General features: G+C 68.8%; 12 protein-coding genes and 2 pseudogenes. 10 read left to right on the top strand and 4 right to left on the bottom strand.

Annotated elements, in window-relative coordinates; genetic code table 11:
* The first annotated feature begins 92 nt into the window (after nt 1–92).
* From ABZV42_RS37380 to ABZV42_RS37365, 4 genes and pseudogenes are all read left to right on the top strand, one after another.
* On the top strand, nt 93–578 hold the full coding sequence (locus ABZV42_RS37380) for a hypothetical protein (RefSeq protein WP_356055947.1): 486 nt from the start codon (nt 93–95) through the stop codon (nt 576–578).
* Nucleotides 579–1315: 737 nt separating this feature from the next.
* Nucleotides 1316–2218, top strand: a pseudogene (locus ABZV42_RS37375) (helix-turn-helix transcriptional regulator).
* Between the two features lie 216 nt (nt 2219–2434).
* A complete protein-coding gene (locus ABZV42_RS37370) occupies nt 2435–2998 on the top strand; it encodes a dihydrofolate reductase family protein (RefSeq protein WP_355986493.1) in 564 nt (187 codons plus the stop codon).
* Nucleotides 2999–3228: 230 nt separating this feature from the next.
* Nucleotides 3229–4152 carry a Ku protein gene (locus ABZV42_RS37365; protein ID WP_355986495.1) on the top strand — a complete coding sequence of 308 codons (924 nt, stop codon included), beginning with the start codon at nt 3229–3231 and terminating at the stop codon, nt 4150–4152.
* 213 nt (nt 4153–4365) lie between these two features.
* Here the strand turns inward: ABZV42_RS37365 and ABZV42_RS37360 are convergent, their stop codons facing one another.
* Together ABZV42_RS37360 and ABZV42_RS37355 are read right to left on the bottom strand one after the other, a co-directional pair.
* Entirely contained in the window at nt 4366–5427 is a 1062-nt protein-coding gene (locus ABZV42_RS37360) for a CU044_5270 family protein (RefSeq protein WP_356055945.1), read from the bottom strand.
* Nucleotides 5424–6041, bottom strand: coding sequence for an RNA polymerase sigma factor (locus ABZV42_RS37355; RefSeq protein ID WP_355986499.1), 618 nt, complete (start codon nt 6039–6041; stop codon nt 5424–5426). The genes ABZV42_RS37360 and ABZV42_RS37355 overlap by 4 nt, the downstream gene beginning before the upstream one ends.
* A 500-nt stretch (nt 6042–6541) precedes the next feature.
* Here ABZV42_RS37355 and ABZV42_RS37350 point away from each other — a divergent pair, with 500 nt between their 5' ends.
* Nucleotides 6542–7525, top strand: coding sequence for a hypothetical protein (locus tag ABZV42_RS37350; RefSeq protein ID WP_356055943.1), 984 nt, complete (start codon nt 6542–6544; stop codon nt 7523–7525).
* Between the two features lie 104 nt (nt 7526–7629).
* Here the strand turns inward: ABZV42_RS37350 and ABZV42_RS37345 are convergent, their stop codons facing one another.
* A complete protein-coding gene (locus ABZV42_RS37345) occupies nt 7630–8052 on the bottom strand; it encodes a hypothetical protein (RefSeq protein WP_356055941.1) in 423 nt (140 codons plus the stop codon).
* A 332-nt stretch (nt 8053–8384) separates the two neighbouring features.
* Here ABZV42_RS37345 and ABZV42_RS37340 point away from each other — a divergent pair, with 332 nt between their 5' ends.
* Entirely contained in the window at nt 8385–8825 is a 441-nt protein-coding gene (locus tag ABZV42_RS37340; protein ID WP_355986507.1) for a VOC family protein, read from the top strand.
* A 46-nt stretch (nt 8826–8871) separates the two neighbouring features.
* On the opposite strand, the pseudogene ABZV42_RS37335 reads toward ABZV42_RS37340, so the two are convergent.
* Nucleotides 8872–9029 (bottom strand): annotated as a pseudogene (locus ABZV42_RS37335) (GNAT family N-acetyltransferase); the annotation flags it as partial.
* A gap of 349 nt (nt 9030–9378) precedes the next feature.
* Here ABZV42_RS37335 and ABZV42_RS37330 point away from each other — a divergent pair.
* The 4 genes from ABZV42_RS37330 (at nt 9379) to ugpC (ending at nt 13554) form a co-directional block, all read left to right on the top strand.
* The gene (locus ABZV42_RS37330) at nt 9379–10548 is read left to right on the top strand and encodes an ABC transporter substrate-binding protein (RefSeq protein WP_355986509.1); all 1170 of its coding nucleotides are present in this window, start codon (nt 9379–9381) and stop codon (nt 10546–10548) included.
* A 95-nt stretch (nt 10549–10643) separates the two neighbouring features.
* Nucleotides 10644–11486 (top strand): sugar ABC transporter permease, encoded by an 843-nt coding sequence (locus ABZV42_RS37325; RefSeq protein WP_356055960.1) that lies wholly within the window; start codon nt 10644–10646, stop codon nt 11484–11486.
* Nucleotides 11486–12319, top strand: coding sequence for a carbohydrate ABC transporter permease (locus tag ABZV42_RS37320; RefSeq protein ID WP_355986512.1), 834 nt, complete (start codon nt 11486–11488; stop codon nt 12317–12319). The genes ABZV42_RS37325 and ABZV42_RS37320 overlap by 1 nt, the downstream gene beginning before the upstream one ends.
* 38 nt (nt 12320–12357) lie before the next feature.
* Nucleotides 12358–13554 carry a sn-glycerol-3-phosphate ABC transporter ATP-binding protein UgpC gene (gene ugpC / locus ABZV42_RS37315; RefSeq protein WP_356055939.1) on the top strand — a complete coding sequence of 399 codons (1197 nt, stop codon included), beginning with the start codon at nt 12358–12360 and terminating at the stop codon, nt 13552–13554.
* The last annotated feature ends 131 nt before the right edge of the window (nt 13555–13685 follow it).

Below are 13685 nucleotides of genomic sequence, written 5' to 3'. Positions count from 1 at the left end.
CAGACCCGATAACTCAGACACGCGCCCAGACACCCGACCACCCCCTGGGACCACTACCCAGGAACCTACGCCCGAGGCCTAAAACAACGGCATTGGGCCTAGTCCAGCACACCGGGGAGACCTGGGCACTCGCACCCCATGCACTGGAGGGCTTCGGCATCCCTCTCGCGGACGCCGACACCGGCCACATCGCAGCGCTGGCAGAGGGCTGGGACACGGTCGCTGGGCAATACGGCACCAGCGGCGTCACGGCCCGGCGGAAGGCCCTGCACGCGGCCCAGCGTGTGACCTACCGGGAGGCGCTGGACCGGCTTGCGGAGCACCGCAGCAAGGCTGTGGTGATCGTCCGCGACGGCCACCAGGTCCTGGTCCCAGCGCCGCACCCCGACGAGATCCCGCCGACGTGGTACGCCCCGGACGGGCGCGTCCTCGACCCCGTCACAGGCCGCCCTGCCCCCGGCTGGCGCATCGCCACCGACGGCCGGCTGATCCTCATCACCCCATCGGACCAGCGCAGTTACGACGAACGGGCCGCCGCCCATGCCGAAGCCCTCAGCGAATGGGAGTCCGTCGCATGAAACCCCCTCCCCCAGTGACCCCCGATCCGAGCGAGACGGTGACACCCGAAACCCTGCGCAAGGAGTACCAGGCCGGTGCCACGGTCGACGAACTGGTCGCAGCCAGCGGCCTGTCCTACGGCACCGTCCTCAACCGGCTACACGAAGCCGGAACCGTCATGCGCACCTCGTGGCAGACCCGCAGGCTGCGCCAGGACCCACAAGCCCGCAAGCGACTCGCAGCCCACCTGCGCACCCTCTACGAGCACCACGGCGCAACCCTCACTGAACTCGCGACAGGCGCCGGAGAGACGAGGCGTGCTGCCCGGCGCTTGCTGATCGAGGCCGGCGGCACCGTGCGCACCACGCAGCAAACGCTGACGATGCGCGCCGCAGCACGGGCCGCCGAGCGGCACAAGCTCGCGCTGTCCCTGCGGGCCCGGTACGAGGCCGGCGCTTCCGCGCCGGAGCTGGCTGAGGACTGCAACTACTCGGTTGCCACGGTCTACCGGCTCCTTCACCAGGCCAAGACCCCCATGCGGGTACTCCAAGTAGGGGTTGTGCCGGGCGGTGGGGTGATCAGCGTTCGAGCATCTGCGCCAGGGCTTCGGTGTGCCTGTCGCCCGCGGCGGACACTGCCCGTCGTGTTTCCACCCTCGCGCCTTTCGCCCCGCACAGGCAAGCCGAGCTGTTCGGGGGTAATGACAGGGCCTCCCTGCCACCCCCACAGCGGGTGCCCCGCGGGTGAGACTGGACGCATGGCATCCGAGAGCGCGCACAGCGAGGGCGCCGAGCTGGGCCGCTACCTGCGCGCCCGCCGCACCCAGACCCGCCCCGAACGCGTCGGCCTCACCGTCGGCGCCGGCATCCGCCGCACTCCCGGTCTGCGCCGCGAGGAGCTGGCCACCCTCGCCGGCATCAGCATCGACTACTACGTGCGCCTGGAACGCGGCAAGGAGACCCGCCCCAGCCCCGCGGTCCTCGACGCGCTCGCCCGCGCCCTGCACATGGACGACCAGGAACACCAGCACCTGCGCGAGCTCGCCGCCCGCGCCGCCCGCTACGCCCCCGAACCACCCCCCGGCGCCGAGCCGCACCGTGCGCCCCCACCTGAAACTGCTGCTGGAATCGCTGCGGCCGAACCCCGCCTACGTCATCAGCCGCAGCATGGACGTGCTGGCCTGGAACCCCGGCGGCCTCGCCCTGTACGCGGGCCTGGAGGACTGGCCGGCCAAACATCGCAACCTCGCCCGCTACCTCTTCCTCCACCCGGCAGCAGTTGAACTGTCCCCTGACTGGGACGGCCAGATCACCGCTTGCGTGGCCCGGCTGCGCGCAGTCGCCGGCACCGCCCCCGACGCCCCTGATCTGACCAACCTCGTCGGTGAGCTCCTCCTCAAGAGCCGCGACTTCGCCCGGCTGTGGGAACGCTACGAAGTCACCGGCCGCAAGCCCATGCACAAGACCTTCCAGCATCCCCGCGTCGGCACGCTCACGCTCACCTCCCAGTCCATGCAGCTGGAAGGCACCCCCGGCCAGCGCCTCGGGGTCTACACCGCCGACCCGGCACCCCGGACCACGACGCCATGACGCTGCTCGACATGACCGCGCCCGCAACCAGGCCCAGGCCCAGGCCCAGGCAGGAAACGGCGACGCGCTGAGGGAGGAACTGGGGCGTCATCACCGTGTCGGCTCTCGGCTGCCCGAGGCGGACAAGGCAAGATCACGACACCGGCTCCGGCCCATTCACCGAACGATGAGTCTGCGGCTGAGCCACCGAGCACGAGGGCTACATGCGAGCTCAGATCGCGCACCGATGAGTTTCCCGCGCCGCGCCGGTCTGTACGCGCGAGACCGACTCACGGAAGGCTGGCGCCATGAGGAAACTGATCTACGGCATGAACCTGACCTTGGACGGCTACATCGCCGCGCCCGGCGACGCCATCGGCTGGAGCGCGCCGAGCGACGAGCTGTTCCAGTTCTGGTCCGACCAGTTGCAGGCGACCGACCTGTCGCTGTACGGGCGCAAGCTGTGGCAGACGATGAGCTCCCACTGGCCGACCGCCGACCAGCAGCCCGACGCCACCCCGGCGGAGATCGAGTTCGCGCGCCGCTGGCGGGACATGTCGAAGGTGGTGTTCTCCTCGACGATCGACAAGGTCGACTGGAACAGCCGCCTGGTCACCGGCGACGCGGTCGCCGAGATCACCCGGCTCAAGGCCGAGGACGGCGGCCCGATGGACATCGGCGGCGCGACGCTCGCCGCGGCGGCCATGCGGGCCGGGCTGATCGACGAGTACGTGCTGGCCACCGCGCCGGTCCTGGTGGGCGGCGGCACGCCGTTCTTCACCGTGCTGGACAGCTGGGTGAACCTGAACCTGGTGGAGACGCGGACGCTTCCTGGCGGCGTGATCCTGACCAGGTACGAGACGAGGCGCTGAGCCCGTCACGCGACTCGACAGCCTGCTGGGTCCCGTACAGCCAAGGGTGTCAGCCAGGCACTGACAGGCGGAGCGGGCCGGCACCCCGGCACCCGAGAGGGTGGGAACCCTGACCAGCGAGTCTCACGAAGACGGCACAAGTGCCACCGATGTGCCATCGGAGCTGAGACTGTGCCGCGAAATCTAAGACCCTACACTGAGGACCAGGGGGTCTCCTGCGGAGGTCTTGCATGCCCCGAACCGTCTGGTCAGGCGCCATCTCGTTCGGCCTGGTCACCGTGCCCATCCACGTCGTGAGCGCCCGGGAGGACCACTCCATCCACTTCCACCAGGTCCACCTGGAGGACATGGGCCGGGTCCGCAGCCGCAAGATCTGCGAGCTCGAAGACCGCGAGGTGGCGCAGTCCGAGATCGGCAAGGGTTACCAGTGGGACAAGGACACGATCATCCCCGTGCTGGAGGAGGAGCTGCGGGAGATACCGCTGCCCACCGCGAAAGCCATCGAGATCGAAGCCTTCGTACCCCTGGACTCCATCGACCCGATGCAGATCGGCGACGGCTACTACCTACAGCCTGACGGCAAAGTTGCGGCCAAGCCCTACACCCTGTTGAGGCAGGCTCTGGAGCGGTCGTCGAAGGTGGCCGTGGCGAAGTACGCCTGGAGCGGCCGTGAGCGACTTGGCCTGCTCCGGGTCCGCGACAACGTCATCGTCCTCCACGCGATGCGTTGGTCGGACGAGATCCGCGACCCGGCAGAACTGAAACCGGACGAGGTCGAACTCACCGACGCCGAGATCGCCCAGGCGGAGCAGCTCATCGACCGGCTGAGCCGCGACGACCTCGCGGGCGAGGAGTTCACCGACCGGTACACCGAGGCAGTGGAACAGCTCATCGACGCGAAACGAGAACACCGCGAACCGCCCACGGCCGAGGAGCCGGACGAGGAGCCCGGGCAGATCGTCGATCTCATGGCCGCGCTCAAGGAGTCCGTGACCAAGGCCCGCAAGTCCCGAGGTGAGGACGCCGCCGTACACGAAATGCCTCAGAAGAAGGCCGCGTCCAAGAAGGCGACGACCGCCAAGAAGGCAACGAAGCAGCCCGCCAAGAAGGCAGCCAAGAAGACGACGGCACGGAAACCTCGTCGCAGCGCCTGATACCCGGCTGACGGACCGTGCCGGGTGTGCGGGACTGTGGGTGAGGCGCCGATGAGCGCCGGGCTCGTCACTGACTTCGTGTCCCGCGAGGCCCTGCCGGCCCGCCCGGCAATCCGGTCGGCAGCCTGGTCGCCCCTTCGCGAACACCTCTAGGTCGGGGGCGACTTGAGGGGGCCGGCAAGCCGGCAGCCCCCGCGCGTCGCCCCCTTCGGCTCAGCTGTCGGCCCCTGCGGACTTCTCGCCGTGCCGGTCGACGACGGCGCGGCGCAGCACGGCCGTGCTGCCCATCAGCGTGTCGGAAGTGATGCCCTTCTGCTTGTCGTGGGTGATGAAGCCGCGCGCGCCGAGGAACGCGAGACTGCTCTTGTCGAAGATCCATTCGTCACGGGTGGCGGAGGTGGCGTCCTCGCGTGTGATGGCGATCCCGTGTCGGCCGGCCACGTCGACGGCGTCCGGGATCTCCTTGACGCCCGGTATCTTCGCGGCCGCCTTGTACAGCGCGGCGGTGTTCCGCGGCGGCATGAGCGTCCCGCTCAGCAGGTCGCCGATCAGGGAGAAGACGGCCTGCTCCTTGGACTCTCCGTCGGACAGCCGGACGTCTCGGCGCAGCAGGGTGAGCAGGGCGTCGGGGTCCGTCGGCAGCGAGGACAGCCACCTGTACGTGGGGTGGTCGATCCCCGCGGGGACAGCGTCGGTTGACTCGATCGGGATCGTCTCACCGGGCATCACGGCGTCCTTGCCGGACTCGCGCATCCAGCCGAGGGTCTTGAGGGGCCTGGGGTCCTGCGAGGTCCAGATCTCCTCCGTATGCGGGGCTCCGAGTTTCACGGGGCCTTCGAACGTTCCCTTGTTCGACACGGTCAGGCTCCTGACGTACACGAACTGGTCGTCCCTGACCGGAGTGATGTCACTGGCCATGGCGGCGACGGCGATCCGGTTCAGGGTGACGGAGGCGCTGTGGGCGCGGGCGCTGCCCGTGGCGGCCCGGTCCGCCGGCGCGGGGCCGTGGCCGACGCCGGTACCGGCGAGGGTGACGGCCAGCGCTCCGGCCAGCACCGTCGAGGCGAGGGGCACCAGGATGGCCGGACGCGTCAGCCTGCGGCGCGGTGCCGGGGCCGGTGCCGGGGCCCCGGCGGGAGCGTGGCCGAGGTCGTGGTCGATCTGCTGCATCAGGATGTCCTTGTGGTGGAGGTGTCGTCCCGGCGGGAGGTCCCATTCCGCCGGCGCGGACAGCAACTCCAGCGGGTCCTCGGTCCGTCGGCCGTCGGCGTTCATCGGGTCTCCTCCTTCAAGAACAGGGCCGCGAACCCGGCCTCACTCTCCACCTGTCCACGGGGGCCGGGAGGTTCCGTCCTTGCGCCGCCCTGCCCGGAGCTGAGCCGGGCGAGCCGGGCACGGGCACGCGACAGCCGCGACCGTACGGTGCCGACGGGGACACCGAGCGTCTGCGCGGCCTGCCGGTAGTCGAGCCCGGCCGACACGCACAGCGCGAACACCTCACGCTCCTGGCGGCGCAAGCGGCCCAGTGCCTGGTGGACCAGCGCGAGCCGGCGGGCGTCGTCGATCCTGCCCGCTGTCTCCTCCGCGAAGTCCTCCACGGGAGGCGGCTGCGGGCTGCGCGCGAGGAAGGCGAGCCGCCGACGCAGACTCCGGTTGGCGTTGCGCGCCTTGTGCGTGGCGATACCGAACAGCCAGGGCCCCAAAGGTCCGCCCTCCTGCTCGACCCGATCCCGGCCGCTCCAGGCGGCGAGGAACGTCTCGGACATGACCTCCTCGGCCTGTGACCAGTTGCCGGTCAGCCGCAGGGCATGGTTGTAGACCGCCCGCGCGTACTGGTCGTAGAGCTCGGCGAACGCCGTCCGGTCCCCCGCCCGTATGCGCGCGCGCATGGATTCCGCTGGTTCTTTTAGACTCACACTCGGTACTCTCCGCGCCCCGCCCGAAGTTCCTGTGGCGCGCGTCACGCCCCGGTTGCGATGGACGCCCGCAATGAACAGGGCGCCGGCGCTCAGCTGTTCTCGCAGCCATCCTGCCGTCGATGCCGACCGGCACGGTGCCTCCAATGGGCACGGTGCCCAGCGTCCGGGGCTTGTCCGGGCGCCATCGCGGGGGACGCCCGTCGGGTCGTCGATCAGTATCGCGTGCGGCGGGCGCAGCCTCGTCTTCGAGGTCCCACCGTGCGGGATCGAGCACGACGACGTCGGGCAGGAAGCAGCGAGGTGGACGAGCCACCGCCAAGTTCGACAAAGCCCGGAAACCGCGTGGCACCGCGTGATCGGCCTCGGCCATGATGTGCGGTGTTGTCCACACAGAGGCGGTTGCCAAGTTGATGCCGACCCCGGCCACTCAGGCCATACTCGACCGGTGCGCCGACGGTGACGCCCCGGGGGTGGCGCGGCAATGGGAGTCCATGGCCGCCGAGGCCGTGCTCCGACACGGCGGTTCAGCCGATGCGGAGGCGCTCCTCCCGCTGTTTCTCTCCGCGCCCGCCGGACACGCGGCGCTGGTACCGGTCCTTGCCCGCCACGGCGACCGGCGGCTGGCCGCGCGCCTGTTGGAGGCGACGGTCGACGGGGGCCGACTGCGCGACGGCGTTCCGTCCAGCGTCCTTCACGCCGTGGGCCGCCTGGGGTACACGCCGGCGACGCCCCTGCTGTGGGAACACCTCGACAGTTCGTGGGACGAGTCGAAGGACGCGTGCCTCGGCCTGCTGCACCTGCCGTGCGAGGACCTGCGGGACGCGATAGCCGAGGCGTTGGAGAAGCACGACGGTTCCGCCCTGTTCCCCGAGTTCCTGCCCGTTCTCGCGCCGAAGACCAAAGACCCGGCTTGGCTGGACCGGCTCGTCGCATGGGGTGAGAACCACGCGTCGGTCGACTGCAACGGCGGCCTGATCCTGGGGATCTCCCTGTACGGCGACCACGCGCGCGCCGCTTTCACCCGCCTGTTGTGGGACGCTCGCTGGGATTCCTGTGACACCGGCACCGGATCGGCGCTGTGGACATACGCGGGTACACGCGTACTGGGCCTCGGCCTGCCGCGGCTGTACGCCGAGCTGCGGGCACGGTTGCGCACCTGCGCCGACCCGGACGACCAGTGGGACGACCTCCGGTCGTTCATCACTCTGCTACGGCTTCGGTGCCTAAATGTCTGGACCGGCGTAGAGGCAGCCGAAGCCCAGCCTGAGAGCTACGACACTCTGTACAGCGTGCTGTTCACCCCGACGGCCGACGACAGTGACACGCTCATCGAGATCGCCGACCGCGTCTTCGGCAGCGACGACGCTCTGTCGGCCGAGGTCCACCACCTGGAGGCCGCCCTCGAGACCGCGGCGACGCACGAGTGGGCGTTGCGCGCGGCCACCTCACGCTGACAGACACCGGACACACATGCTTCCCGGGGACGGCCTGACCCCCATCCACTCCGAGGGCGCAGCCCCTACTGCACCTTGGCCGCGCGGGCTCCCTCGACGCCCGGTCAGACGGAGGCGAAAACTTCCTCAGGGACGTCGTCGAGGACGAATCCGTTGTCGAGCCGGACGCGGACCGTGACGCGGAGCATCCGTCGCTGGTAGGCGGCCCAGTGCTCTTCCAAGGTCCCCACCTGCTCCTCCAGTTGCGTTCTGCTGGCCGACGGCATCTGGTGACCGAAGTCGTCGAGGAGCGACTTGAGGCGCAGGTACTCACGGACCTCGTGGTTCTGCTGCCGGTGATGCTCCTCCACATGCTCGACGGTTCCCTCGATGCCCGCGCCCAGGGACAGCGAGGCGGCGAAGGCACCCGTCTCCTGAGGGGGCTCCCCGGCCGGGGTCACCGACCCGGCCAACCGGAGATCCGCAGCCAGCCGCACCCGTTGGCCCACGCTCAGCGTCATCGATCCTTCGTCTTCCTCGTCGGTCACCGGCGATCCGGTACACGCGGCCTCACCAGGCATACCGGACAGGACACGATCATCCCACCCTCACCTCCGGTCCCGCCCGGCGACCGCCGCGAAGTGAGAGGTGGCCCTCAGCAGGCCAGGGCCGTGACCAGTCCTGGTCGAGAGCCGCGGCTGACCGTCGACCCGCTGCGTCACTGTCGGCGGTCGCTGGTAGGCGATCGTGAGCCGTAGGTCGTCGGGCCAGGTGAAGCACCCAAGACATCGACACTTTCGGGTGTCGAGAACGCGGCGCCGACTCCGTCCCAGGGGTAGCAGTAGCCAGGACGGACCGCGCGACCAGTAAGGAGCACCCCGTGACGATTCAGCGGATGGACAACGTAGGCATCGTCGTCGACGACCTGGAGGCTGCCATCGCCTTCTTCACCGAGCTCGGCATGGAATTGGAAGGCGAAGCGGAGATCGAGGGAATCTGGGCGGACCGGACGGTCGGCCTCGACGGGGTCCGCAGCGCCATCGCGATGATGCGCACCCCGGACGGCCACGGCAAGCTGGAGCTGACGAAGTTCCACACCCCCGCGGCGATCACTGCCGGACCGCTCGACCCGCCACCCAACACTCTGGGCCTGCACCGTGTCATGTTCGCCGTGGACGACATCGACGACGCGATCACCCGCCTGCGTCGCCATGGCGCCGAACTCCTCGGCGAGGTGGCGCGGTACGAGAACGTCTACCGACTCTGCAACCTCCGCGGCCCCTCGGGAATCATCGTCGCTCTGGCCGAACGGATCGGCTAGGTTCTGTCTCTTCGCTGGGCCTCGGGTCCAGATCGATCAGGTGGGTTCAGTCCAGTTCCAGCGTGCCTACCGTTTGGTCTCCGCTGGTCTCTCCGGTCGGCTGGAAGCCGAGCCGAGGTAGAAGCCTGTGGGGCCGTCCGGTCCGGGGTGCCAGGTGGTGGTCAGGCGTGTGCCTCCTCGCCGCCGGATCTCGGCGGCTACGGCACTGCAAGTGACTTTCGCAGCGTGTCGTCCATGGTCAGCCGCCGGGCCGCTGTCGTCCATCGGCGGGGCAGGACGACGAAGCCCTTGGGCTTCCGTACGGCGTGGGGCGGGGCCCGTGTTCCGCGCGGCCGATCGGGTGACCGGCCGGTGCGGCATGTGAGGTGAGGCTTGGTGCGGGCCTAGCCTGTCGGGCGTCCGGGCTGTTCTCCGCTCTGTCCGGATCTATCGTGTCCGGAAGGAGTGTGGGGTGGCGCCGTCGTCCGGCAACCGTGGCCTCCTGCGGGTTGTGCTCGCTCTGTGCCTGTCGGCAGCTCTGCTGGCCGGCTGCGGTGGCGGAGGTGGCGGGCCGGTGACACTCAACTGGTACAACTTCCCCGATGATTCCGGTGCGCTGGCCAGTGCGGCCGGCGCCTGTTCCAAGCAGTCCGGCGGGCGGTACCGGATCAGCTACAACAAGCTGCCCCGTACCGCGGACGGGCAGCGCCAGCAGTTGGTGCGCCGACTGGCCGCCAAGGACGACACGGTCGACATCATCGGGCTGGACGTCACCTGGCCCGCCGAATTCGCGGAAGCCAAGTGGATCCTGCCGTGGACCGGGAGCAACCGCGCCGCGGCCGTCCGGGACACCCTGGAGGTCCCGCTGCGGACGGCCACGTGGAAGGGCCGGCTGTACGCCGTCCCGTACAACACGAACACCCAACTGCTCTGGTATCGCAAGGACCTGGTCCCCACGCCGCCCGAGACCTGGGCCGAGATGATCCTGATGGCCGGCCGTCTGGCGAAGCAGGGCAAGCCGCACTACGTGGAGATCCAGGGCGCGCAGTACGAGGGGCTCACGGTCTGGTTCAACACGCTGGTGGAGAGCGCCGGCGGCTCCATTCTGAACGCGACCGCCACGGCTCCCAGGCTGGGCCCACCCGCGGTGCGCGCGGCCTCCGTCATGAAGACCCTGGCCACCTCGGCCGCGGCCGACCCGTCGCTGTCCAATCAGATGGAGGACCAGAACCGGCTGGCCATGGAGTCCGGCAGCGCGGCTTTCGAGATCAACTATCCCTTCGTGTATCCCTCGATGAAGGCCAACAACCCATCGCTCTTCAAGCAGTTCCGGTGGGCGCCCTATCCGGGGATCGAAAGAGGCCGGCCGGCGAAGCCCACCATCGGCGGCATCGACCTGGCCATCGGCGCCTACTCCCGTCACTCCGCGTTCGCCTTCGAGGCGGCGCTGTGCCTGCGGAACCGGCAGAACCAGTTGAACGCGGCGCTCAAAGGTGGACTGCCGCCCACGCTCCGCCCGCTCTACTCGGACCCTTCCCTGATCAAGAACTACCCCTTCGCCTCCACCGTTCTGGCGGCCCTTGAGAACGCCAGCATCAGGCCCAAGACCCCCGCCTACCAGAACGTGTCCATCGCGATCTCGCACACGCTGTCGCCGCCGAACGGGATCGACCCCCGACCGGACGTGCAGAAGATCAGCGGCCAGATCAAGGACGCCCTCGACTCGAAGGGGCTGATCCCGTGACCCAGTCGGCTCCGACCGCCCCGCAGCACGCACCGGTGCCCAAGGACGGCCGCGCGCTGTCCGAAGGAGCCCGGCAGGAACGCCGGTTGGGCTGGATGCTGTGCGCACCGGCCGTGGTCGTCATGCTCGCCGTCACCGCGTACCCCATCGTCTACGCGATCTATCTCTCGCTCCAGCGATACGACCTGCGCTTCCCGCAGCAGGCACAGTTCGTCGGCCTCAGCAACTACGGGGCTGTGCTGTCCTCCGAGTTCTGGTGGCAGGCTCTGTGGGTGACGGTGTTCATCACCGTGGTCTCCGTGGTCGTGGAACTCGTCCTCGGATTCGCCCTGGCGCTGGTCATGCACCGCACCATCTTCGGGCGCGGGACGGTTCGCACCGCCATCCTGATCCCGTACGGCATCGTCACCGTGGTCGCCGCCTACTCCTGGCAGTACGCCTGGACCCCGGAAACCGGCTACCTGGCCGATCTCCTGCCCTCCGGTGACGCGCCTCTCACCCAGCAGTGGCCGGCCATCGGCCTGATCATCCTGGCCGAGGTCTGGAAGACCACGCCGTTCATGGCCCTGCTGCTGCTCGCCGGTCTCGCCCTGGTGCCGGAGGAGACGCTGCGCGCGGCCCAGGTGGACGGTGCCGGAGCCTGGCAGCGGTTCTTCCTCGTGACCGTGCCCCTGATGAAGCCGGCCATCCTGGTCGCCCTGCTCTTCCGGACCCTGGACGCCTTCCGGATCTTCGACAACATCTACATCCTCACGTCCGGCGCCCACAACACCGGCTCGGTGTCCATCCTGGGCTACGACAACCTCTTCACCGCGCTCAACCTCGGCATCGGCTCGGCCATCTCCGTCCTCATCTTCCTGTGCGTGGCGTTGATCGCCTTCGCCTTCATCAAACTCTTCGGGGCGGCCGCCCCGGGTGCCCAGGAAGGGGGACGCTGATGTCCGCCACCGGACGACGACGGAAGTCGGGGTGGGCCGTCGTCAACATCCTCGTGATCGCCTACGCGCTCTTCCCGGTCTGGTGGATCATTTCGCTGTCCTTCAAGGACCCCAGCACCCTCACCGACGGCAGCTTCATCCCGACCAAGTGGACGTGGGAGAACTACCACGGGATCTTCCAGACCTCCGAGTTCACCCGCGCGCTGATCAATTCCATCGGCATCGCCCTCATCTCCACGGTGATCGCGGTCGGGCTGGGCACCATGGCGGCCTACGCCGTCGCCCGGCTCCGGTTTCCCGGCAAGAGCCTGCTGATCGGGATGTCGCTGCTGATCGCCATGTTCCCGCCGATCTCGCTGGTCTCGCCGTTGTTCAACATCGAGCGCATCATCGGCATTTTCGACACCTGGACCGGTTTGATCATCCCGTACATGACCTTCTCCCTGCCGCTCGCCATCTACACCCTGTCGGCCTTCTTCCGGGAGATCCCCTGGGACTTGGAGAAGGCGGCCAAGGTGGACGGGGCCACCCCGGCGCAGGCGTTCCGGCTGGTGATCGCTCCGCTCGCGGCGCCGGGAGTGTTCACCACGGCGATCCTGGTGTTCATCTTCTGCTGGAACGACTTCCTCTTCGCGATCTCGCTGACCTCGACCTCGGCGGCCAGGACCGTGCCGGCGGCCATCGCCTTCTTCACCGGGAGCAGTCAGTTCGCCCAGCCCACCGGTTCGATCGCCGCCGCCGCCGTGGTGATCACCATCCCCATCATCGTCTTCGTGCTGCTCTTCCAGCGGCGCATCGTGGCCGGGCTCACCTCCGGAGCCGTCAAGGGCTGACCGGCGGCAGCCGTTCGTCAGGACAAGAAGGACCGACCGTGGCAGAGATCGTTCTAGAAGGCATCACCAAGCGCTACCCCGATGGTGCGGTGGCGGTGAAGGACGTCAACCTCCGTGTCGGGGACGGTGAGTTCGTCATTCTCGTCGGTCCCTCCGGCTGCGGTAAGTCCACCACTCTCAACATGATCGCCGGGCTGGAGGACATCACCGAAGGAACCCTCCTGATCGACGGACAGGTCGTCAACGACAAGACGCCGAAGGACCGTGACATCGCCATGGTCTTCCAGAGCTACGCCCTCTATCCGCACATGAGCGTGCGCGAGAACATGGGTTTCGCGCTCCGGCTGGCCAAAGTGGACAAGGCGACCATCCGGGAGAAGGTCGAAGAGGCCGCCCGCATCCTCGACCTGACGGAGCATCTGGAGCGCAAGCCCGCCAACCTCTCCGGAGGCCAGCGCCAGCGTGTGGCCATGGGGCGGGCCATCGTGCGCGACCCCAAGGCGTTCTTGATGGACGAACCGCTCTCCAACCTGGACGCCAAGCTCCGTGTCCAGATGCGCACCCAGATCTCCCGTCTCCAGCAACGTCTGGGCAGCACCACGGTCTACGTCACCCACGACCAGACCGAAGCCATGACACTGGGCGACCGGGTGGTGGTGATGCGCGGCGGAGTCGTGCAGCAGATCGGAACCCCACAACGCCTTTACGAGCAGCCGAAGAACCTCTTCGTCGCCGGGTTCATCGGTTCCCCCGCGATGAACTTCCTGCATGCCACCGTGGAGGGCAGTCGCCTGCGCACGTCGGTGGGCGACCTGGATCTCGGCGACCGGCTGCGCCGCACCCTCGAGCGGCACCACGCCCCCAGGGACCTGATCGTGGGGTTGCGCCCGGAAGCCTTCGAGGACGCCGCTCTGGTGGACCAGGGCAGGGCCGGATCGGGTACGACCTTCAGCGTGGACATCGACGTGGTCGAATCCCTGGGATCCGATGTGTACGCCTACTTCACCGAGGACGAGTGGCAGCCCACCGCCACGTCCGAACTCGCCGAGCTCGCGGCCGACTCGGGGACGACCGACACCGGTGCGGGCGGGCACCAGATCGTCACTCGTCTCGACGCATCCACGCGGGTACGCGAGGGCAGCCGGGCCGAACTCTGGGTAGACACCGCCAAGATGCACGTCTTCGACCCGGCTTCCGGGGCCAACCTGACGCTGACCGACGAGCCTGCCGACTGACCCCCGGAGCGGGATGTGCCCGACCCAACCGTCGAGCCGCAGCCGGACATACGCCGAGCCGCGGGCTTCCCGACGTCCGTACGGGAAACCCGCGGCTCGGCGCGGTGATCACATGGGCGTGCCGATGGCCG

Source organism: Streptomyces sp. NPDC005281 (assembly GCF_040607495.1).
In the GTDB taxonomy this organism is placed as follows: Bacteria; Actinomycetota; Actinomycetes; order Streptomycetales; family Streptomycetaceae; genus Streptomyces.
The sequence above is the reverse complement of the archived record's forward strand: the minus strand, read 5'-3'. Positions and strand labels throughout refer to the sequence as shown.

Bases quoted from the DNA above. Each gene is read 5' to 3' on its own strand.
- ABZV42_RS37320 (WP_355986512.1), top strand. From the start codon at position 11,486: ATGTCCGCCACCGGACGACGACGGAAGTCGGGGTGGGCCGTCGTCAAC.
- ABZV42_RS37360 (WP_356055945.1), bottom strand. From the start codon at position 5,427: ATGAACGCCGACGGCCGACGGACCGAGGACCCGCTGGAGTTGCTGTCC.
- ABZV42_RS37325 (WP_356055960.1), top strand. From the start codon at position 10,644: ATGCTGTGCGCACCGGCCGTGGTCGTCATGCTCGCCGTCACCGCGTAC.
- ABZV42_RS37370 (WP_355986493.1), top strand. From the start codon at position 2,435: ATGAGGAAACTGATCTACGGCATGAACCTGACCTTGGACGGCTACATC.
- ABZV42_RS37355 (WP_355986499.1), bottom strand. From the start codon at position 6,041: ATGCGCGCGCGCATACGGGCGGGGGACCGGACGGCGTTCGCCGAGCTC.
- ABZV42_RS37365 (WP_355986495.1), top strand. From the start codon at position 3,229: ATGCCCCGAACCGTCTGGTCAGGCGCCATCTCGTTCGGCCTGGTCACC.